Annotated in this window: 18 protein-coding genes; 14 read left to right on the top strand and 4 right to left on the bottom strand. The window is 48.0% G+C overall.

Going from position 1 to position 20667, the window contains the following annotated elements; all coding sequences use genetic code 11:
• Positions 1-120: 120 nt before the first annotated feature.
• From C2M29_RS05690 to nrdD, 11 genes are all read left to right on the top strand, one after another.
• Positions 121-3930: a nitrate reductase subunit alpha gene (locus tag C2M29_RS05690; protein ID WP_105188838.1), complete on the top strand. Its 3810-nt coding sequence runs from the start codon at positions 121-123 to the stop codon at positions 3928-3930.
• An 11-nt stretch (positions 3931-3941) separates the two neighbouring features.
• Entirely contained in the window at positions 3942-5474 is a 1533-nt protein-coding gene (gene narH, locus C2M29_RS05685) for a nitrate reductase subunit beta (RefSeq protein ID WP_105188837.1), read from the top strand.
• 4 nt (positions 5475-5478) lie between these two features.
• Complete coding sequence (gene narJ / locus C2M29_RS05680; RefSeq protein WP_105188836.1) at positions 5479-6222, top strand: nitrate reductase molybdenum cofactor assembly chaperone; 744 nt, start codon at positions 5479-5481, stop codon at positions 6220-6222.
• A complete protein-coding gene (gene narI, locus C2M29_RS05675) occupies positions 6219-6902 on the top strand; it encodes a respiratory nitrate reductase subunit gamma (RefSeq protein WP_105188835.1) in 684 nt (227 codons plus the stop codon). The genes narJ and narI overlap by 4 nt, the downstream gene beginning before the upstream one ends.
• Before the next feature lie 48 nt (positions 6903-6950).
• Positions 6951-7736, top strand: a complete 786-nt coding sequence (locus C2M29_RS05670) for a peptidylprolyl isomerase (RefSeq protein WP_105188834.1) — start codon at positions 6951-6953, stop codon at positions 7734-7736.
• 14 nt (positions 7737-7750) lie between these two features.
• Positions 7751-8446 carry a carbonate dehydratase gene (gene can / locus C2M29_RS05665; RefSeq protein ID WP_105188833.1) on the top strand — a complete coding sequence of 232 codons (696 nt, stop codon included), beginning with the start codon at positions 7751-7753 and terminating at the stop codon, positions 8444-8446.
• Positions 8439-8774 (top strand): hypothetical protein, encoded by a 336-nt coding sequence (locus C2M29_RS05660; RefSeq protein ID WP_105188832.1) that lies wholly within the window; start codon positions 8439-8441, stop codon positions 8772-8774. Before can ends, C2M29_RS05660 begins: the two co-directional genes overlap by 8 nt.
• A 100-nt stretch (positions 8775-8874) precedes the next feature.
• On the top strand, positions 8875-9261 hold the full coding sequence (locus C2M29_RS05655) for a ribonucleotide reductase subunit alpha (protein ID WP_105188831.1): 387 nt from the start codon (positions 8875-8877) through the stop codon (positions 9259-9261).
• A gap of 513 nt (positions 9262-9774) precedes the next feature.
• On the top strand, positions 9775-10251 hold the full coding sequence (locus C2M29_RS05650) for a group I truncated hemoglobin (protein WP_105188830.1): 477 nt from the start codon (positions 9775-9777) through the stop codon (positions 10249-10251).
• Between the two features lie 234 nt (positions 10252-10485).
• A complete protein-coding gene (gene nrdG / locus C2M29_RS05645; protein WP_105188829.1) occupies positions 10486-10938 on the top strand; it encodes an anaerobic ribonucleoside-triphosphate reductase activating protein in 453 nt (150 codons plus the stop codon).
• 2 nt (positions 10939-10940) lie between these two features.
• A complete protein-coding gene (nrdD, locus tag C2M29_RS05640; protein WP_105188828.1) occupies positions 10941-12716 on the top strand; it encodes an anaerobic ribonucleoside-triphosphate reductase in 1776 nt (591 codons plus the stop codon).
• A gap of 32 nt (positions 12717-12748) precedes the next feature.
• Here nrdD and C2M29_RS05635 read toward each other — a convergent pair whose 3' ends face one another.
• Together C2M29_RS05635 and ubiT are read right to left on the bottom strand one after the other, a co-directional pair.
• Entirely contained in the window at positions 12749-13174 is a 426-nt protein-coding gene (locus C2M29_RS05635; protein WP_105188827.1) for a hemerythrin domain-containing protein, read from the bottom strand.
• Positions 13171-13668: a ubiquinone anaerobic biosynthesis accessory factor UbiT gene (gene ubiT, locus C2M29_RS05630; RefSeq protein ID WP_105188826.1), complete on the bottom strand. Its 498-nt coding sequence runs from the start codon at positions 13666-13668 to the stop codon at positions 13171-13173. The genes C2M29_RS05635 and ubiT overlap by 4 nt, the downstream gene beginning before the upstream one ends.
• Before the next feature lie 339 nt (positions 13669-14007).
• On the opposite strand from ubiT, the gene ubiU reads away from it, so the two are divergent.
• Both ubiU and C2M29_RS05620 read left to right on the top strand, forming a co-directional pair.
• Positions 14008-15003, top strand: coding sequence for a ubiquinone anaerobic biosynthesis protein UbiU (gene ubiU / locus C2M29_RS05625; protein ID WP_105188825.1), 996 nt, complete (start codon positions 14008-14010; stop codon positions 15001-15003).
• 11 nt (positions 15004-15014) lie between these two features.
• Positions 15015-15893 (top strand): U32 family peptidase, encoded by an 879-nt coding sequence (locus C2M29_RS05620; RefSeq protein ID WP_105188824.1) that lies wholly within the window; start codon positions 15015-15017, stop codon positions 15891-15893.
• Here C2M29_RS05620 and C2M29_RS05615 read toward each other — a convergent pair.
• On the bottom strand, positions 15885-17600 hold the full coding sequence (locus tag C2M29_RS05615) for a bifunctional protein-serine/threonine kinase/phosphatase (RefSeq protein WP_105188823.1): 1716 nt from the start codon (positions 17598-17600) through the stop codon (positions 15885-15887). The two genes, C2M29_RS05620 and C2M29_RS05615, sit on opposite strands and share 9 nt — an antisense overlap.
• A gap of 50 nt (positions 17601-17650) precedes the next feature.
• The gene (locus C2M29_RS05610) at positions 17651-19120 is read right to left on the bottom strand and encodes a NarK family nitrate/nitrite MFS transporter (RefSeq protein WP_105188822.1); all 1470 of its coding nucleotides are present in this window, start codon (positions 19118-19120) and stop codon (positions 17651-17653) included.
• A gap of 276 nt (positions 19121-19396) precedes the next feature.
• On the opposite strand from C2M29_RS05610, the gene C2M29_RS05605 reads away from it, so the two are divergent.
• Entirely contained in the window at positions 19397-20644 is a 1248-nt protein-coding gene (locus C2M29_RS05605; protein ID WP_105188821.1) for an MFS transporter, read from the top strand.
• The last annotated feature ends 23 nt before the right edge of the window (positions 20645-20667 follow it).

Genomic DNA, 20667 nt, shown 5'->3' with positions numbered 1-20667 from the left:
AAATTGATCCATATCAAATTCACTTCCCTTACAGTGCTTAATATTCGCCATAACAAATGCCGTTTTGGGGCCTAGTCACTGCTTCCAAAATATAAGCGCACCATAATGTAGGAGTGAAAAATGAGTCACTTTTTAGATAAGTTGCAGTTTTTTAAAACGCAAAAAACTGCCTTTGCCGGTCAACATGGTGTTACTACCAATGAAGACCGAGAGTGGGAAGATGGATACCGCCGTCGCTGGCAGCACGATAAAATTGTGCGCTCGACACATGGGGTAAACTGTACCGGAAGTTGTAGCTGGAAAATCTATGTCAAAGATGGTTTGGTTACCTGGGAGACACAACAAACAGACTATCCCCGTACTCGTCCTGATTTGCCAAATCATGAACCGCGCGGCTGCCCGCGTGGTGCCAGTTATTCTTGGTATATCTACAGTGCTAACCGTCTTAAACACCCGAAAGTACGTAAGCGTCTGATAAAGTTATGGCGTGCTGCAAGACTGCAACACCAAGATCCGGTTGATGCCTGGGCCTCTATCGTCGAAGACCCAGTAAAAGCGAAAGAATACAAACAACAACGCGGGCTCGGTGGCTTTATCCGTGCCGACTGGCAAGAAGTAAATGATATTATTGCTGCGGCCAATATCTATACCACAAAGAAATATGGTCCCGACCGTGTGGTTGGTTTCTCGCCCATTCCGGCCATGTCGATGGTGTCTTATGCTGCGGGTGCGCGTTACTTATCTCTGCTTGGTGGTCACTGTCTCAGCTTCTATGATTGGTACTGCGATTTACCGCCGGCTTCACCGCAAATTTGGGGGGAGCAGACCGACGTTCCTGAATCTGCTGACTGGTATAACTCAAACTATATTCTGGCCTGGGGCTCGAACGTGCCGCAAACCCGTACTCCCGATGCCCACTTCCTCACCGAAGTGCGTTATAAGGGTACCAAGGTGGTGTCTATCACCTCCGATTACTCGGAGCTGTCAAAGTTAACCGATCACTGGCTAGCACCAAAACAAGGCACTGACTCGGCACTAGCCATGGCCTTCGCCCATGTCATTTTGAAAGAGTTTCATGTCGATGGTCACAGCGACTACTTTGACGATTATGTGCGTCGCTATACCGATTTCCCCATGCTGGTCCTGCTTGACAAAACCGACGGGAACGATTTTGGACGCGACAGCGAAGCGAAAGCGGCCCGCGAAGCGGGTGAGTCCCAGGGAAGGGGCGAGCAGCAAGGCGCAACGCTTTATAACCAGGGCCGCTTCCTGCGAGCCTCGGATCTGGCCGATGACTTGGGTCAGGACAATAACCCGGAATGGAAAACCATTGCCGTGAATCAAAACAGCGGCGAACTGGTTTCACCAACCGGCTCCGTGGGATATCGCTGGGGCGAAAAGGGCAAGTGGAACATTAAGCAGCTTGATGGCGCCACGGGTGAAGAAGTGAAACTGCAAACCAGCCTTAAGCATGGTCACGATGAAGTTGTTGCGGTGAATTTTCCTTACTTCGGTGGCGGTGAACATGAGTTCGGTTACTTCCAACACACCGACCATGACGACATTATTGCCCGTAAGGTGCCGGCTAAGCGTATTCAACTCAAAGACGGCAGCTCGGTATTGGTGACCACGGTATTCGATTTAACCGTGGCCAACTACGGTGTTGATAACGGCTATGATGATGCCAACGTGGCGCATAGTTACGACGATGACATCCCTTACACGCCGGCCTGGCAGGAGCAAATTACCGGGGTACCGCGCGCCGATGTGATTCAGATCGCTCGCGAGTTTGCGCAAAATGCTGACAAGACCCGAGGTCGTTCGATGATCATCGTGGGGGCGGCGTTGAACCACTGGTATCACATGGATATGAACTACCGTGGCCTGATCAACATGCTGATGCTATGCGGTTGTGTCGGTCAATCAGGTGGTGGCTGGGCCCACTATGTCGGTCAGGAAAAGCTCCGTCCGCAAACTGGTTGGCAGCCGCTGGCGTTTGGCCTGGATTGGCAAAAGCCACCACGCCATATGAACGGGACCTCCTTCTTCTATAACCACTCGAACCAATGGCGCTACGAAAAACTGCGCATGGACGAAGTGATTTCACCGGTCGCCAACAAGGAAAAATGGCAGGGTTCGATCATCGATTACAACGTCCGTGCTGAAAAGATGGGTTGGCTGCCCTCGGCTCCACAACTGAGCATGAACCCGCTTGAGCTGTGTAAAGCCGCCAAAGAAAAGGGGGTCAGCGCTAAGGACTACGCGATTGAGGGGCTTAAATCGGGTGAGCTGAAATTTGCCTGTGAAGATCCGGATAACCCGCAAAACTTCCCACGTAATATGTTTATCTGGCGCTCTAACCTGCTGGGTTCATCCGGTAAGGGCCACGAATACATGTTGCGTCACCTACTGGGCACCAAGCATGGCCTGATGAGCAAAGACTTAGGCGAAAGCGGTGAAGTGAAACCTGAAGACGTGGTGTGGAATGATGAGGCGGCCGAAGGCAAGCTAGACTTACTTGTGACCTTAGATTTCCGTATGTCTACCACCTGTTTGTATTCGGACATCGTGTTACCGACCGCAACCTGGTATGAAAAAGACGATATGAATACCTCAGACATGCACCCCTTTATCCACCCCTTGTCGAAAGCCATCGACCCGGTGTGGGAAGCGCGTTCAGACTGGGATATCTTCAAAGGGATCGCCAAGAATGTATCTAAATTAGCGGTAGGTCACCTGGGCAAAGAAGAAGATCTGGTTACTGTGCCAATTCTGCACGATACACCGGCTGAAATTGCCCAGCCGTTTGGAGTTAAACAATGGTGGAAGGGCGAGTGTGACCTAATACCAGGCAAAACGGCGCCGAATATGGTCACTGTCATACGTGATTACCCTAATTTATATGATCGCTTTACCAGCCTAGGTCCATTGCTCGAAGAGCAAGGCAACGGCGGTAAAGGCATTAGCTGGGATACCAAGGATGAGGTGAAATTCCTCGGCCAGTTGAACCGCTTATCGCGCTCGACTGGTGATGCCAGCGGTCGTCCGCGGATTGAATCCGCTATCGATGCCGCCGAGGTGATCCTGTCACTGGCGCCGGAAACCAATGGTCAGGTTGCAGTCAAGGCTTGGGAGGCGCTCGGTGAGTTTACCGGTATCGACCATACCCATCTGGCCAAGCCGAAGGAAGAAGAGAAAATCCGCTTCCGCGACATTCAGGCCCAGCCTCGTAAGATCATCTCCTCTCCAACCTGGTCGGGTCTTGAAGACGAGCACGTATCTTACAACGCCGGTTACACCAATGTGCACGAGCTGATCCCATGGCGCACCGTGACCGGTCGTCAGCAGTTCTACCAGGATCACGAGTGGATGCGCGATTTCGGTGAAACCATGTGCGTGTATAAGCCGCCCATTAACCTGAAAACCGTTAAGCCGATCATGAATAAGAAGCCGAACGGTAATAAGGAAATCGCCCTGAACTGGATCACGCCGCACCAGAAGTGGGGTATCCACAGCACCTATTCGGATAACTTGTTAATGCTGACCTTGTCGCGAGGCGGTCCAATTGTGTGGATGTCTGAGATAGACGCCGAGAAGGCGGGCATCGTCGATAACGACTGGATCGAGGTGTTCAACGTCAATGGCGCAATAGCTGCTCGCGCGGTGGTATCGCAACGTGTCCCAGAGGGCATGAGCATGATGTATCACGCCCAAGAGCGCATTGTTAACGTGCCGGGAGCGGAAACCACGCAAACCCGTGGCGGTATCCATAACTCGGTGACCAGAGCGGTGATGAAGCCAACCCATATGATCGGTGGCTACGCGCAACAATCTTACGGCTTTAACTACTACGGCACAGTCGGTTGCAACCGTGATGAATTTGTCGTGGTAAGAAAAATGAACAAAGTCGATTGGCTAGACACCGAATAAGGGGCGTAGAGATGAAAGTAAGAGCACAAATAGGCATGGTGTTAAACCTCGACAAATGTATCGGTTGTCACACCTGCTCAATCACTTGTAAAAACGTATGGACCTCACGTGAAGGGGTGGAATACGCATGGTTTAACAATGTTGAAAGTAAACCAGGCGTTGGTTACCCCAAAGAATGGGAGAACCAAGAAAAGTGGAATGGCGGTTGGCAGCGTCATAAAAATGGCAAAATCACGCCCAAGCAAGGGTCAAAACACCGGGTGCTGGCGAACATTTTCGCCAACCCGGACTTGCCGGAAATTGACGACTACTACGAGCCGTTCGACTTCGACTATCAACACCTTCATAAGGCAGGAGAAAGCAAGCATCAACCGGTTGCCCGTCCACGCAGCCTGATCTCGGGCCAACGCATGGAGAAGATCAACTGGGGTCCAAACTGGGAAGAAATCCTGGGTACCGAGTTTAAGAATCGTCGTAAAGATAAAAACTTCGATCAAATTCAGGCGGACATTTATGGCCAGTTCGAAAAGACCTTCATGATGTATCTGCCGCGCCTGTGTGAGCACTGCTTAAATCCAGCTTGTGTGGCCTCGTGTCCAAGCGGCGCTATCTATAAGCGTGAAGAAGATGGCATTGTGCTAATCGACCAGGATAAGTGTCGCGGTTGGCGTATGTGCGTCAGTGGCTGTCCGTACAAGAAGATCTACTACAACTGGAAAACCGGCAAATCGGAAAAGTGTATCTTCTGTTACCCACGTATTGAGAGCGGCCAACCCACCGTATGTGCAGAGACCTGTGTTGGTCGTATCCGTTACCTCGGTGTGATGCTTTACGATGCTGAGCGCATTGAAGAGGCGGCCAGTGTCGAGAATGAGCAAGACTTGTATCAGGCTCAGTGCGATATCTTCCTTGATCCGAACGACCCTGAGGTTCAGGAAGCGGCCCGTAAGGAAGGCATTCCCCAGGCCTGGTTGGATGCGGCTATCGACTCACCGGTTTATAAAATGGCAATGGATTGGAAAGTGGCACTGCCACTGCACCCAGAATACCGTACCTTGCCTATGGTTTGGTATATCCCGCCATTGAGTCCAATTCAAAGTGCTGCACAACAGGGCAGTGTGGGCATGAACGGGGTGATTCCCGACCTCAAGTCGCTGCGTATACCGGTTAAATACCTGGCTAACCTATTAACGGCAGGTGACGAACAGCCGGTGATACATGCGCTTGAACGCATGCTTGCAATGCGCGCTTACAAGCGTTCGGAGCAGGTGGATGGAGAACTTGATCTCGAGGTGCTCAAACAAGTTGGCTTGTCCCAGGCTCAGGTAGAAGACATGTACCACATTATGGCGCTTGCAAACTATGAGGATCGCTTTGTGATCCCCACCAGTCATAAGGCTTATGCCGAAGATGCTTATGATATGAAGAGCAGTTGTGGTTTTAGTTTTGGTAACGGCTGTAGTGGCGGTAGTTCAGGTGTGAACTTATTTGGTGGCCAAAAGCAGGGTGAGCGCCAAATCATCCCAATCGAAGTACAGGATTAACATCATGATATTAAAAATTCTTTCTCGATTAATCGATTACCCAAATGGTGCGCTCAACGCGCACCAAGAGGAGCTGTTAGCTGAGGTTGCAGCGCAAGAGGGCTTTGATAATGAATTCAAAACCGCCTTGAGTGCCTTTATCGAACGGCGTCTAACCATGGACCTGCTTGATTGGCAGGCCGAGTATGATGGTTTATTCGAACGTGGCCGCTCTTTGTCACTGTTGTTGTTCGAGCATGTTCATGGTGAGTCCCGTGACCGAGGTCAAGCCATGGTTGAACTTATGGAGCAATATAAAGCCGCTGGCTTGAATATTTCTGTAAGAGAGCTGCCCGATTATATCCCCTTGTATTTGGAGTTTGTCGCGACTCAGCCGGTTCAGGAACAGGCCCATTGGTTGGCCGACGTGGCTCATATACTGGCGCTTCTGGCAGCCCGCTTGAAAAAACGTGATAACGATTATCACCTTGTTTTTTTAGCCTTGTTGAAGTTAGCCCAGGCCGATGTGTCTATCGATGATGTATTAGCTCAAATTGATAACGAAAAGCGTGATGACAGCCGCGAAGCCATCGACAAAGTATGGGAAGAAGAGGCTGTTAGCTTTGGGGGCGATGCCGTCAATGGGGGGTGTCCTACCAATCAGCACAAACCATCTTCGCTGCAAGACCGCAGCAGTGAATTACCTATTAACTTTGTCGATGCGGCGGCGTCTGGTGCGCAGTCCAAGTCGGTTGGGAGTCCATTATGAGTTACTTAAACACTTTACTCTTTGGTATTTATCCTTATCTTGCCTTAGCCATTTTCTTGCTCGGGTGTTTAGTTCGCTATGACCGTGAGCAATACACGTGGAAAACGAGCTCGAGTCAATTATTGGAAAGCAAGCAGCTGAAAAAAGGCTCTAAAGCGTTCCACATTGGCGTCATTATGATCTTGCTGGGTCACTTTGTGGGCTTATTAACACCGCATCAGGTGTGGGATTTTCTGGGCGTGACCGCCGCATTTAAGCAAAAAGTAGCCATGACCCTAGGGGGAGTATTCGGCATTATTTGTTTTTATGGGTTGACCATTCTACTTAAGCGTCGTTTAACGAATCCACGGATTCGTGCAACCAGCTCAAATATGGATATTTTGATTTTAGTCTCCTTATATATCCAGTTGATCCTGGGTTTGGTGAGCATCTTGTTTTCTTTTGCCCACCTCGATGGCTCGGAGATGCTGAAAATGATGGCCTGGGCGCAAAATATAGTGACCTTTGACCTGACCGCAGCCAGTGCAGCCATTGCCAGTGTTGGCTTTATCTATAAGGCACACATCTTCTTTGGTTTAACCTTACTGGTGTTATTCCCATTCAGTCGTTTGGTGCATATTTGGAGTCTTCCTGGGCGTTATTTGCGTCGAAACTACCAAGTTGTAAGACAAAAAGGTTAACAGCATTGAACCGGGGTTACCCCGGTTCCACACCCGGAGGAAGTAGAGATGAGTCTTACCAACACCCCTGACGTCTACGTCAACGATATTAAAATTCCCGCCAGTGACATTGACGGTGAGGTACAGTACCACCCCGCAGCTTCACGTCGAGATGCGATGATTAAGGCGACCGAAGCATTAGTGATCAGCGAACTGTTGCGCCAGCGCGCAATGACCTTAGAGCTGATCGATAAAGAGCAAAAAGTTTGTCCCGATGCCGTCATAGAGCAGTTGATTGATATCGAAGTCGTGACTCCAAAGGCCGGAGAACAAGAGTGTGAACGCTACTTTGAGGTCAACCGCGACAAGTTTTGCACTTCGCCTCTTGTGGAAGTGAAGCACATTCTCATTAGTTCAGATCCAGAAGACTTACAGCAACGGGAGCAGTCTAAAGAGCTGGCGCAGACTCTTATTGCGCAATTAGCAGAAAGTGACAACGGATTTGCAGATCTGGCACGGCAGCACTCAGATTGCCCATCCAAAGAGCAAGGCGGTAACTTAGGCCAGGTGAGTTCGGGGCAAACGGTCCCTGAGTTTGAAAAGGCCTTGTTTAAAGCCAGCGAAGGTTTGATCCATTACCCGGTGGAGTCGCGCTATGGTCATCACGTGGTGTTTGTCGCCCGTAAAGTGGAAGGCAAGGCATTGCCCTATAGCATGGTCAAAGATGAAATTGCGGCTTACCTGGATGAAAAGGTGCAGCACAAAGCCATTGCTCAATACATTCAGCACCTGGCCGATGAAGCTCAAATCAAAGGGTTTAACTTTGTCGCCAACGACAGTCCGTTGATGCAGTAACAGGGGGAGGGGGTATGTGTCATTTGGCTGACTTATATGATAACAATCGTCTTTGGGCTGCTGATAAAAAGGCTCAGGACCCCCTGTTTTTCGAACGCTTAGCGGCGCAACAAACTCCTAAATACCTGTGGATAGGTTGTGCTGATTCACGGGTGCCAGCCAATGAAATTGTCGGCTTAGCTCCGGGTGAACTCTTTGTGCATCGCAACATCGCTAATCTGGTGCATCCCATGGACTATAACTGTATGTCGGTGGTGCAATATGCCGTAGAGGTGCTGAAAGTTGAGCACATTATTGTTACGGGCCATTATGGTTGTGGTGGAGTGCAAGCGGCGATGGACACCAAAGAGCATGGTTTGGTCGACAGCTGGTTAAGATCAATCAAGGATATCTACTATACGCATGATCAAGAATTAAAGGCGCTGCGCTTTCGTGATCAGAGGCTTAACCGGTTGTGCGAACTCAATGTTATGACCCAAGTGGTCAACCTAGCAAAAAGCAAATCCATACTTCATGCCTGGCAGCGCGGTCAAAAAGTGAGTATACACGGCGCCATCTATAGTATTTGTGATGGCTTGCTCAAGGACTTAAATGTGACCATTGCCAATGCCACTACGCTGTCAGAATTGTATAACTTGCAGCCCACAGAGCGAGGGCAGCGACCGGATATTCGTCCATCCCTTTGCTGTTCTTTAGAAGCCAATGACTAACCCATTTTCGGCACGATGGACTGCGCAAGGGCATACTTTGTGTCTAGGGCATTGGCAAATCAGCTATCAAGGTTTGCCATTAACACTCGCCGACATACAAGGGGAACGGGATATGGGCACATGGGGAGTCTATGATCCCATTTTTGACGATGATCCCGAGTTTAGCGAGGGTTTACAGGAAGATGACTGGATTTTGGCCAATATAGACTGGCTCAGTGAGCTCTTTATTACCCATCATATCCCCATCGATGAGCAGCATATGCGTTGGTTCTACCAAGCCGTCGACGCCGAGGATTGGCGTTGCGGCAGCTGTGGTGGTTGTATGTAGTTACTACCCACTTTCCATCTTCGTTTCTACCCACTAAGAGGAATAGCTTAGAGCGAGTCAGGAGTTACACTGGCTTAAATAAAATCATTCGAGAACCAACATGATTAGTCAGTTTAGTGATCTACTTAGCTATGCCAAGGAACAGCCCGATCCGCAGCGGCTGTTATTCTTATTTGCCAAAGCGGAGCAAAGTAACAAAAGCAAAAAAAATGCCCGAGGAACCCTCACGCCAACCATGTGTGTCGATAAACTGCCGAGTGAAATCGAGGATTTTTCGTCATTATGCCAAGAGGCTGATGGTATTTCTGCGCAGTGGGACTTTATGCTCATCGCCAGCCTCAGCGGCGTATTAGGAAAAGCCCCGAGCAGTGAAGATGCCGAGCCTTATTTAAATAAAATGACCAATGATCTGGTCAGTGGACAAAATATTGCTAATTATGTGATTTTTGATCGCCAGCAAAATCCCATCGAAATGCATGCTAACTAGCCCGTAAATCATCTCTCCTAAGTCCCTAGTAGCAAAACCGTGTGATGCTGGTTTTGCTCACCGTTAAGCCAGCTCTTGCTGGCTTTTTATTTACTGGCGGTGTGTCTTCAGTAAAGCGCTTTTTTGCATCCCTCTGAGCTCGCGTCTTTCAGCGATATCTGCGTTTTCTCTGTAAGACGCTGTCCAAGTATAAAGCCTTCTCATAGTTCAGAGGACGCTTGCCGCTTTTTTAAGCCGCTAACGACAGAAGGAATAGTGCGCTCTTACAGCCTTTAGCTTGCCGGCAGCCTTAATGCAGTTGCTGGGATTACACCCATCCGGTGATGTTTGTACCCGGTCTGCCCGGCGTAGGGTTTCTTCATAGGGTGGGTTCATCGTCGTCCTAAAAGCCCAATTGTATCAAGAACATAAAATTGAAGTGTGAACCTAAGTTGTATCTAAATTGAACACTGACAAAATGCTTGCTTGCGCTAGGCTTTTTAATGGGCAGAAAATTTCAAAGAGAGATGCAAAATGAACAAGATCATTCATACCTTAGCCGTCTGGGGAGTGTTCATCATTACACTCAGCCTGACAAGTACCGCGGCCAAGGCCGCAAATGAAGAGCAAGCGGCGACACTTTACCAACGCCTTGGGGGACTGGCGCCTATTTCTGTGGTAGTCAGTGATTTTATCGATGCCTTAATGCCTGATCAGGTGCTTAATGCCAACCCGGCCATAGATGAAGCGAGAAATCGCGTGCCGGCGCCTTATCTTAAGTATCACGTCACCGCCATGGTATGCGAGGTTACCGGTGGGCCTTGCAAATACCAGGGGCGTAGTATGAAAACAGCCCATGCCCATTTGAATATTACCGACAAGGAATGGGCACGCATGGTTGAGGTTTTTAAGGAGATTCTTGCCAAACATAAGGTGCCTGAGGCAGAGGGAAATGAACTGTTGGCGATCATTGGCACCACTAAGGCGGATATAGTCGCTGCAGTGCCCTAAGCGACAGAGGCTCGACTCCAATAGATGGGGTCGTTCATTAACCACAGGAATAAAAGGGGGAAGTGAGGCTTCCCCCTTTTTAGTATGTTTTGTTCCTAACTACAGTGGAACCTCGTTCGTTTAGTTCTTCACTTCTCATAATTTCAGCACCAGCCTACCCCCTATTGAGTATTGTTTAATCGCCGCGCGAGACTATATATTGTGTTAAATAAAATAAAAAACACAATATATAGTATGTTTAACGTATTTTATCCCCAGGTGGTCTTTCAAGAGGTGCCAGATGAAGTGTCTTTGGCCTTCACCGTTAGTGGATGCCCAATAGGGTGCAAGGGTTGTCACAGTAAAGCGACGTGGAATGCAGACGATGGCACGCCACTGAGTGAAGATCGCTTTAACGAACTGCTATTAAAGTATCAGGGGCTGATTACCTGCGTACTGTTTTTTGGTGGCGAATGGCATCCGCAAACACTCTTTCGCATGTTAAAAATTGCGCGTGCTCAGGGCCTTAAAACCTGTCTCTATACCGGGGCTGATAATATTGGTGAGCAGCTTAAGTCGGTACTTACTTACCTTAAAACGGGTCCCTGGAAAGCGGCGCTAGGGGGACTAGATAGCCCAACAACCAACCAACGCTTTATTGATTTGCGTTCACATCAATCTCTCAACTATAGATTTATAAGGACCTGATAATGAAAAAGTTACCCGCAGAGTTAATTGACGAAAAACTGGCCTTTATCGCGCGTTATTGCAGCGCAGCCAACGCCGCCGATGGCTCGGCCCTCGATAGTAATGCCAATGTGACCAGTAAAAATATTGCTACCTTAGAGGCGGAAACCTGCAAAGATTACGTTATTCAGATAAATCGAGCCGCTATCACACACAAAATCGCGAACTTGTTTGATGCACAATTGGCTAAGGAATATGTCAGGCAGATAGAAGAGCATGAAATTTATGTCCATGACGAAACCAGTCTTAAACCCTACTGTGCATCCATTACGTTATACCCGTTTCTGCTCGATGGTTTAACCAAGCTCGGTGGTGAGTCTCGGGCACCTAAACATCTCGCTTCTTTTTGTGGTTCCTTTATAAACCTGGTATTTGCGGTCAGCGCTCAGTTTGCTGGTGCCATAGCGACGGTCGAGTTTTTAACTTATTTCGACTATTTCGCCCGTAAGGATCTGGGCGATGAATATCTACAAACGCATACCAAGGAGATAGCCAACCATTTACAGCATGTCGTTTATGCACTAAACCAGCCAGCTGCGGCACGGGGCTATCAAAGTGTATTTTGGAATATCTCCTTATATGATGAGGGTTATTTTAATGCCCTGTTTGCCCATTTTGTTTTTCCTGATGGCAGCGCCCCTGTTTGGCAGTCAGTTGAAAAGTTACAGCGTTATTTCATGAGTTGGTTCAATCAGGAGCGTGAGAAAGCCATTTTGACCTTTCCGGTGATCACCGCGGCGATGCTAACGCACGAAGGGCAAGTCAGAGATCAAGCGTTTAAAGTATTTTGTGCCGAGCAGCTGGCGGCTGGTAATGGCTTCTTTATTTATCAATCCGATAACCCAGATTCTCTTGCTTCATGTTGTCGTTTACGCAATGAAATCAACGATAATACGTTTTCCTACACCTTAGGCGCCGGTGGTATTTCTACGGGCTCTATCAATGTTATTACCCTTAATATGAACCGACTGATACAAGATGGGCGAGAATTGTCCGTTGAGGTAGAAAAAATTCATAAGTATCAGGTGGCTTATCGTAGCGTGATGCAAGACTACCTTGAGAGCCATATGCTAAGTGTCTATGACGCTGGTTTCATTAGTATGGATAAGCAATATTTGACCATAGGGATAAATGGCATGGTTGAAGCGGCAGAAGCCCAGGGCTTGCAAGTGGGTAACAATGAGCAATATAAGTCCTTTGTTCGCCAGCAATTGCAGGTGATTTACGAGGCTAATCGCGCGGCCAGTAAAGAGTATGGTTATTTATTCAATACCGAGTTTGTGCCAGCAGAAAACTTGGGAGTGAAAAATGCAAAATGGGACCGTAACGATGGTTATAGCGTTCCCCGTGATTGCTATAACTCGTATTTCTATGTGGTCGAAGATGATGAGCTTAATCATTTGGATAAGTTTATTTTGCATGGCCAAGAAATGGTGCAATATCTTGACGGTGGTTCGGCATTGCACCTAAATCTAGCGGAGCGTCTGAGTATTGAGCAGTACGCCAAGCTGCTCGATATCTCTGCACGCACAGGCTGTAACTACTTCTGTGTGAATGTGAAATGCACTATTTGCAACAGCTGCGAATATATAGATAAAGACACGCGTTATAGCTGTAAACAATGCGGCAGTCAGGACATTGATCATGGCACTCGGGTTATCGGTTATTTAAAGCGTGTTTCAGCCTTTTCTAAAGGAAGGCGTGAAGAGCACAGCCGCCGTCATTATCATCTTGGCTAGCTCCTCATTCGTAACAGGGGCCTAGCCCCTGTTCATAGCTGGGTGATCTGTAGAAACAAAGCGGCTTTTTCTTCCTCACTACTGCGTTGGTCCAGCATTGGATACAGTACCTGTTCTTCTTTGTCGTTATGTTCACTTAATAACGACTCGAGGCGGTGCAACAGTGGCGCTATGGGTTGTTGATGCTCCAGTTGCTCACTTATCTGGCTATTAAGCGCAACGATTTCTTGATGCTCTATGGTCATTACCCTTGTTGGTCCTTGATTCATCCCTGTTTTTTGTTCAAAAAATGGAAATAACACGCTTTCTTCCCAGCGAATATGCTGCTCTAAGCCTTGTCTAAAGGCATGAAAATATGCGCTAGCCTGCCTTGTGCCCTGTTGAGCTATAAACTGGTTGTACAGCGCATCAAGACGTTTGTGATCTGCTTCGAAATAAAAGCTAATTAACTGTGTCATAGGTCAAATCCATATTTTTCTAATAGATTGCAATGGCTCTGGCTCAGCCAATGCAGCGGTTTAGGTAAGTTTTGCGGGTCTAGGTTTTCCAGGCAGGACTTAATTTCTAAGCCAAGCTCGGTATCACCGGCGATAGCCAAACGACGATTAAAGAACAATTGGTCCGGGTCGGCTCTGCCTGCACTTAATCGGATAAAGTCATTAAGTTGGCCTTTAAATTCAACGTCGAAGTGTGGCCCTTCAATGATTTTTAACGACCCTTGAATCAAGCCTATGTACCAACAATGGTGTAAATCCGTGACTTCTAACTTCAAAATGCGCCCGGCAAGAAACTCAAGCTCGCCGGTGCCCAACTCCTCTCGGAAAACATAGTTAAGCACTTGTTGTAAAGGGGCTTTTTGCACCACATTTGGCATGGCTGCCAGTAGTTTACTGCCCATAATAGGTAGTATGGCTAAGCCATTTTTAATACTGCTTTCTAGGTAGTTTTTCATTGGTTAACCTCTTATAAATCAATGTCTTATTTTATTTTTTTTATTCTAAAAGGTGTTAATCCAAATCAACATAAGGGCAGTTTCTTGGTTGATAATTAGGTTTGCCGTTATGGGTTGGGATCCGGGGCGTAAAAAGTGGCATTAAAGGGGATGCAGGACCATCTAGGTGTGCTGCATGATAAGGGAGTGCGCCTATAGCTAATACACAATGGGTAAGCTAAACATGGGCATTGGCGATGAATAGGTAGAGACCGCGCAAGCTTAATCTAGATCAAGCTTTGACAGGGTCAGGCCTTTATTCTGGGCGTTACTTTATGTTGATAAGCACGGAGTTAAGACATGGAATTATTGTGTCCTGCCGGCAGCTATAAATCATTGCAAGCGGCGGTCGATAATGGCGCCGATGCGGTTTATATTGGTTTCAAAGATCAAACCAACGCACGCCATTTTGCGGGCCTTAATTTTTCGCCCAAGCAATTAGAGATGGGGGTTGAATATATTCGTCGTCATCAACGACGATTACACATTGCGATTAATACGTTCGCTCATCCTGATAAAACACGGTTATGGCAAGCCGCGATTGATCGCGCCGTAGAGCTCGGTGCCGATGTGCTCATCGTGGCCGACTTGGCCATGTTGGAATACTGCTCCACTCGTTACCCGGAAGTGGAACTGCATGCCTCTGTGCAGGTTTCGGCGACCAACCTGGGGGCGATAGCATTACTTAAAGATAGTTTTAATGTGTCGCGAGTGGTGTTGCCCCGGGTGTTGTCCATTCACCAAATTAGACAGCTATCGCGGCACTGTCCCGTCGAGCTGGAAGTTTTTGCCTACGGTAGCCTCTGTATTATGGCCGAAGGGCGCTGTTATCTATCATCCTACCTGACCGGCGAGTCCCCTAATACCGCGGGTGCCTGTTCTCCGGCACGCTTCGTTGAATACAGGGACAGTGAATCCGTTCTGGAAACCCGCTTGAACGACATTGTTATTGACCGTTTTTCGCCACAGGAGAAGGCGGGGTATCCAACCCTTTGTAAAGGTCGCTTTGCTGTTGCTGGTAATCAATATCATGTGCTCGAAGAACCCACGAGTTTGAACAGTATGGAATTGCTGCCCGAGCTTATGGCGTTAGGGATTAGTGCCATCAAAATAGAGGGTCGTCAACGCAGTCCAACCTATGTCGCAGATGTAACCAGAACCTGGCGTCAAGCTATTGATGCTTGCCGTAGCGATGCAAAACATTTTTCACCCAGCGAGCAAGCACAACGGTGTTTGCAAAAATACTCTGAAGGCAGCCAAACAACCTTGGGTGCATATCATAAAAAATGGAAATAGGAGCCACACAGATGAAATATGCACTTGGTCCTCTCCTTTACTACTGGCCTAAGGAAAAAGTAGAAGCTTTCTACGAGCAAGCAGCTGAAAGCAGCGCTGACATCATTTACCTTGGTGAAACCGTGTGTTCAAAACGCCGTGAAATGAAACTCCGGGATTGGTTACGCATTGCCAATAACCTCAAGGCTGCGGGAAAAGAAGTCTGTTTGTCGTCACTGGCTTTGCTGGAGACACCGTCAGATCTCTTTATGTTAAGGCGGTACTGCGATGAATCAGGCTTTACGGTTGAGGCCAATGATCTCGCAGCGGTCAATCAACTGGAGCAAAACCGGGTTCCCTTTGTGATTGGTCCGGCAATCAACTGCTATAACGCTGAGACCGTCAGACTGTTATTTAAAAAAGGCATGCGGCGTTGGGTGATGCCCGTGGAAATGTCACGTACATGGTTGAAAGAAATACGCACCTCACCCCTGTTAAGTGATATCAATGGGCAACTGGAGGTGGAGGTTTTCGCCTATGGCCACTTGCCGTTGGCTTACAGCTCACGTTGTTTTACCGCGCGTTCTGAGAATCGCCATAAGGATCAATGTAATCTGTGTTGTATTGAATACCCTAACGGCCGGGTGGTTAATACTCAGGATAATAAAGAAATCTTTGTTCTTAACGGCTTACAGACTCAGTCCGGACTTAAATATAACCTGATAAACGAGCAGGTAACTATGGGGGGGCTGGTTGATATTGTGCGCTTAAGCCCCGAGTCCGAGCAGACTTTGGTGATGCTAGATAGGTTCCGAACTAATGAGGATGGTACTTATCCGATGGCGCTTAATACCGACAAAGAATGCAATGGCTATTGGTTTAAAATCGCCGGTATGGATATATCAAGCTAGGCTAAACAGGGCGACCAAGATAAGGCTTACCAGTAACCAAAAGCCAGAGACAAGCTGCCAAAAACGCAGTTTGCTTTGGCTTTCATTTATTTTCGGATGCTCGTCAAAAAAGGCTGGGTTAGGCTCAAGCAAATCCGCCATTAAATCATCAAGACGTTGATAGCGCTCTTCAAGGTTGATTTTTACGCCTTTCTCTAGCGCCTTGTCGAACCAAAATGGAATCACGGGATTATAGCGGTTGGCGGGAATATAATGGAGGCGATCAAACTCAAAGCGCGAGTTACATTGTTCTATGCGGCTGCCATAGGGGAGTTTACCGGTGAAGGCTTCATAGACTATGGTAGCTAGCGCATAGATATCTCCCTGGATGGTTGAATTTTTACCAAAAAGATACTGCGGATCCGAGTAACTGGCTGTGCCCAGTACCCCATGATGTTGCAGGGGGGTGGCTATTTCAGCAATACCGGCGATGAAAACAGAGCCAAAATCAACGATCTTGGCGCTGCCGTCATGGCTAACCATGATATTCCCGGGTTTTAAGTCCTGGTGAATGGTTTCTTTACCATGAAACGCCTTGAGTCCTTCGGCGATTTGGCTGATCACCGCCATAATTTGCTTTGGGGTGGGCTTGGTTTGCGCCAGCCATTGGTCAAGTGAGCAGCCATCGATGTATTCCATGAGATAATACAAGCAGGTGCGAGGGCGTGGCTGGCAGATCACTTTAACCACGTGTGGACTATCAATGCGCTTGCCAATCCACTCTTCTTGAATAAAACGCTCTATATAGTTGCTGTCGTCACAGTAATTTACCGAGGGGGTTTTCATTACATAGCGGCGCTGGCTTTGCTCGTCACTGACCAAATATATCTGGCTGCGACTTGACGCGAACAATTCTTTATCGATGCGATAGCCATCCAGCTTCATGCCCACTTCTAGCTCAGGTGGGAAGGGCAGTTGCGTGAGCTCTTGATTGTAATCATTGAGGCTTTTATCCGGCAGTAAATCGATACGGACCGCAACCGCACTGAGGTTATCATCACTGTTATGTTCTTTGGCTAAGGTAACCAGGCGTTGCGCAGCGTCATCAAAGGTTACTTTGCTGAGTTCGTGTATCAGCATGGGTTCTGGCACAAAATCATGGACCCCATCCGAGGTTAACAACAAGATGTCGCCTTGCTTCAGTGTGTGTGTCGTAAAGTCGATATGCAGGTTGTTATCCATACCCACGGCACGTGCTAAGGTTGCTTTATCGCCCGTTTGGGCGATGTGATCGCGGCTCAGTTGCTGCAAGTGTTTATCGCGCAGAAGATAAACACGCGAGTCTCCAACATGAAAGAGGTGCAGCGTGTGCGACTTAATGACGATACCACTGAAGGTCGTCAAGAAGCCTTTCAGCTCGGTATGATACGCGTGGCTTTTTTTAAAAAGCTGAAGGTTAATCGTGGTCAGTACTTTTTGCACACTGTGTGCCACTGACCAGGTCTCGGGGGTTTGGGAATATTCTTCAATAAAGTGCTTACAAGCATAATGGCTGGCTTCCTTGCCGGCCTCGGCACTACTGACGCCGTCAGCTACACAGGCAATGACGCCCTTGTGAGTCAGGGTATGGCCATCTGGAACATAGGCAGCAATGGCATCTTCGTTAAGAGCCTTAACGCCTTGCTCAGTATGTTGGCTGATGGTGACCTGTAGTTGTGTTAGTGACATTGTGCCTTTCTCATGCCTTCATTGTGTTAAATTGTCGACTTTATAGGAGCCTATTCAACATTGATCAGGTGAACAGTTCCATCAGGCATGGTTTCTGCCATTTGTCCCTTAGGTTCATCTAACATCATCGCGATAAAGAAGCCAAACACTGCCGATGCCGCAATGACCAAGAAGAAGGTGCTGTAGTCAACAAAAGACAAAATGGTCAGGTAGGTGACCCCTCCAACATTACCATAAGCCCCTGCCATTCCAGCAATTTGTCCGGTCATCCGGCGTTTAATCAAGGGCACAATAGCAAATACCGCACCCTCACCGGCTTGAACGAAGAACGAACAGGCCATGGTTGCGAGCACCGCTAGTGGAATGGCCCAAGAACTATCAACGGTACTGAGAATGTAGTAACCCAGCGCTAACCCTGCGATCAGGAACATTAAGCTCTTACGGCGACCTAGCTTGTCTGAGAACCAACCTCCGGTCGGGCGTGATACTAAGTTCATAAATGCAAAACCAGAGGCAAGCAGGCCCGCTTTCACCGGATCAAGGCCCTCGAAGGTCTCGATAAAGAATAGCGGCAACATTGATACCACTGCCAACTCTGAACCAAAGGTAATAAAGTAAGAGACATCTAATATAGCGACCTGCTTGAAGCTGTACTTTTCAAGTTCTGGAACGCCGGCTTGGAGGTGTTCCTTGTTGACCTGCCAAATCGCTCTAAATTGAATGAAAAATAGCACGGCTAACACCGCCCACAACATGTACATTGTTTCGCTTGATAACAACTTCACACCCGCAGGTGAGAGCTTCCAGCTTAGTACGGCAAGCGCAATGTACATGGGCACGTTCATCAAAATATAAAAGTAGAAATCTTTCCAGCTTGTGACTTCTAAGCCGCCCGCTTTTTTTGGTTTAAAATAAGTGGAGCCTTTAGGAGTGTTCTGAGCAACAAAGAAATAAAACACCCCATACAGACCCGCAATAGTGCCTATGCTTGCTAATGCATAACGCCAGCCGTTATCACCACCGTAAAGCAGTGCGAGTGTGGGCAGCGTCATTGCGGCAGCGGCGGAGCCAAAGTTACCCCAGCCGCCGTAGATGCCTTCGGCGACACCCACTTGCTTTGCTGGGAACCATTCACCGACCATACGAATGCCAATAACAAAGCCTGCGCCGACAAAGCCTAGCAGGAAGCGAAACAGAGCCAGTTGTTCGAAGTTATCCGCAAAGGCAAAGCCAAAGCTAATGAACGAGGAAATGAGCAATAAACTAGAGAAGGTTTTTCGTGGTCCATACTTATCGACTAATATCCCGATGACAATCCGTGCGGGAATGGTCAGGGCCACATTGAGAATTAATAAGGCTTTAATTTGCGCCGAACTTAAGTCCAATGCTTCTTTAATAGAAACCAGCAGCGGGGCATGGGAAAACCACAGCGCAAAGGTCAAAAAGAATGCAAACCAAGTTATATGTAATGTTTTTATTTTAGGGTCGCTAAAATTAAGTAAGTTTATTCCGGTACTCATAATTTACCTCTAAACGGTATTTAACTGACATCAAGTGTGACCGTTACGGGCTTTAGTTATTTGATGTAGGTCAAGATGGAGAGTTTATAAACTTCTTATAAAACATATAGATACCTACAATTAGGTAGTTCGTTTTTGTTTAGTGTTATGAAAAATAAGGTTATTTTTATTTCACGGTGTTTTGTTTGCCGCGGCAGCTATTTGGGGGTAAAGACAAAACCGAGCTGCCTTGCTCAAATAGGCAATATCAGCTGCAAACACTAACCAGGAGAAACTATGAGCTTGTATCAAGCGAATCGTGCTCTGAGCATAGCGACATTGGTCTTTGCTTGTAACTTTGCCGTGTGGGTGGTGTTTGCTGCATTGGGAAACGAACTGCGCCAAGCGTTAGCGTTGAGTGCAACCGAGTTTGGTCTGTTACTTGCGGCGCCATTGATAAGTGGCTCCGTATTGCGTTGGCCCGTAGGTTACTTGCTTGAACGGTTCAGTGCCCGGCGCCTGTGGTTAGTGCAAATGGCGCTACTGCTACCGGCGCTTATTGCACTCGATATGGTGAGCAGTTATGGCGGTTATCTCGCCGTGGGTTTATGGCTTGGCCTCGCAGGTTGCTCCTTTACCATAGGTCTCAGTTATGTGTCTCCGTGGTATGACAGTGCAAAACAAGGTACCGCGATGGGCGTGTTTGGTGCTGGCAACGCGGGGGCGGCCGTTCCCTTGTTACTTTTTCCCTGGCTTTATGATTGGAGTCATGGCCAGTATCTAGGTTGGCTGATGCTGGTTATCATGTTGGTTGTTATGGTGCTCTTTAAATTTGCAGCACCTAAGTTGCCAGAGGCAATGAAGCTGCCCGCTATGGCACCATTAAAACCTTGGCGGGAGCGACGTCTTTGGCTGCACGGCCTGTATTACTACTTTGTGTTTGGCAGTTATCTGGCGCTGATAAACTGGCTGCCTCAGTATTTGATGAATGCCTACGGGCACAGCGACAATACGGCGATGTTGATCACCGCCTTGTTTATTTTGAGCTCTTCAATGATGCGAGCATTGGGCGGCTGGTTTGCCGACTTGTACGGAGCCAAGGCGGTCAATTGGGGCGTGTTTTGGGTATGCTTAGTTTGTCTTTTCTTCCTTAGCTACCCACCAACTTCAATGACTATTCATGGTATCGATAAAGAAGTGAGTTTTCATATCGAGCTGCCATTTATCTTCTTTATTGCCTTGGTATTTATCATGGGTATAGCGCAAGGTTTTGGCCGCACCGCCATCTTTAAAGATATTCGCCAGCATTATCCCCGTCAGCTTCCCAGTGCCAGTGGTTTCGTTGCTGCTATTGGTGCCTTGGGGGGGTCAAGCTTACTCATCCTATTCGGCATTGTCGAAGACCTGGTTGGAATCTACAGTGCCAGCTTTATGTTGCTCTACGGCGTGCTCGCGGCTTGCATGGTCGCCATGTATTTAGCGCAAGCGGGAGAGCTCAAGGCGCAAGCCTATAAGCAAGCCGTACAGGACAACTTTTTAAGGTAGCCGGCATTTGATAACCCCTTGTT

It is taken from the genome of Pseudoalteromonas sp. T1lg48 (genome assembly GCF_002964785.1).
In the GTDB taxonomy this organism is placed as follows: domain Bacteria; phylum Pseudomonadota; class Gammaproteobacteria; order Enterobacterales; family Alteromonadaceae; genus Pseudoalteromonas.
The sequence above is the reverse complement of the archived record's forward strand: the minus strand, read 5'-3'. Positions and strand labels throughout refer to the sequence as shown.

Excerpts from the sequence above, each read along its gene's own strand:
- C2M29_RS05690 (WP_105188838.1), top strand. The coding sequence starts at position 121 with ATGAGTCACTTTTTAGATAAGTTGCAGTTTTTTAAAACGCAAAAAACT.
- narH (WP_105188837.1), top strand. The coding sequence starts at position 3,942 with ATGAAAGTAAGAGCACAAATAGGCATGGTGTTAAACCTCGACAAATGT.
- narJ (WP_105188836.1), top strand. The coding sequence starts at position 5,479 with ATGATATTAAAAATTCTTTCTCGATTAATCGATTACCCAAATGGTGCG.
- narI (WP_105188835.1), top strand. The coding sequence starts at position 6,219 with ATGAGTTACTTAAACACTTTACTCTTTGGTATTTATCCTTATCTTGCC.
- C2M29_RS05670 (WP_105188834.1), top strand. The coding sequence starts at position 6,951 with ATGAGTCTTACCAACACCCCTGACGTCTACGTCAACGATATTAAAATT.
- can (WP_105188833.1), top strand. The coding sequence starts at position 7,751 with ATGTGTCATTTGGCTGACTTATATGATAACAATCGTCTTTGGGCTGCT.
- C2M29_RS05660 (WP_105188832.1), top strand. The coding sequence starts at position 8,439 with ATGACTAACCCATTTTCGGCACGATGGACTGCGCAAGGGCATACTTTG.
- C2M29_RS05655 (WP_105188831.1), top strand. The coding sequence starts at position 8,875 with ATGATTAGTCAGTTTAGTGATCTACTTAGCTATGCCAAGGAACAGCCC.
- C2M29_RS05650 (WP_105188830.1), top strand. The coding sequence starts at position 9,775 with ATGAACAAGATCATTCATACCTTAGCCGTCTGGGGAGTGTTCATCATT.
- nrdG (WP_105188829.1), top strand. The coding sequence starts at position 10,486 with ATGTTTAACGTATTTTATCCCCAGGTGGTCTTTCAAGAGGTGCCAGAT.
- nrdD (WP_105188828.1), top strand. The coding sequence starts at position 10,941 with ATGAAAAAGTTACCCGCAGAGTTAATTGACGAAAAACTGGCCTTTATC.
- C2M29_RS05635 (WP_105188827.1), bottom strand. The coding sequence starts at position 13,174 with ATGACACAGTTAATTAGCTTTTATTTCGAAGCAGATCACAAACGTCTT.
- ubiT (WP_105188826.1), bottom strand. The coding sequence starts at position 13,668 with ATGAAAAACTACCTAGAAAGCAGTATTAAAAATGGCTTAGCCATACTA.
- ubiU (WP_105188825.1), top strand. The coding sequence starts at position 14,008 with ATGGAATTATTGTGTCCTGCCGGCAGCTATAAATCATTGCAAGCGGCG.
- C2M29_RS05620 (WP_105188824.1), top strand. The coding sequence starts at position 15,015 with ATGAAATATGCACTTGGTCCTCTCCTTTACTACTGGCCTAAGGAAAAA.
- C2M29_RS05615 (WP_105188823.1), bottom strand. The coding sequence starts at position 17,600 with ATGTCACTAACACAACTACAGGTCACCATCAGCCAACATACTGAGCAA.
- C2M29_RS05610 (WP_105188822.1), bottom strand. The coding sequence starts at position 19,120 with ATGAGTACCGGAATAAACTTACTTAATTTTAGCGACCCTAAAATAAAA.
- C2M29_RS05605 (WP_105188821.1), top strand. The coding sequence starts at position 19,397 with ATGAGCTTGTATCAAGCGAATCGTGCTCTGAGCATAGCGACATTGGTC.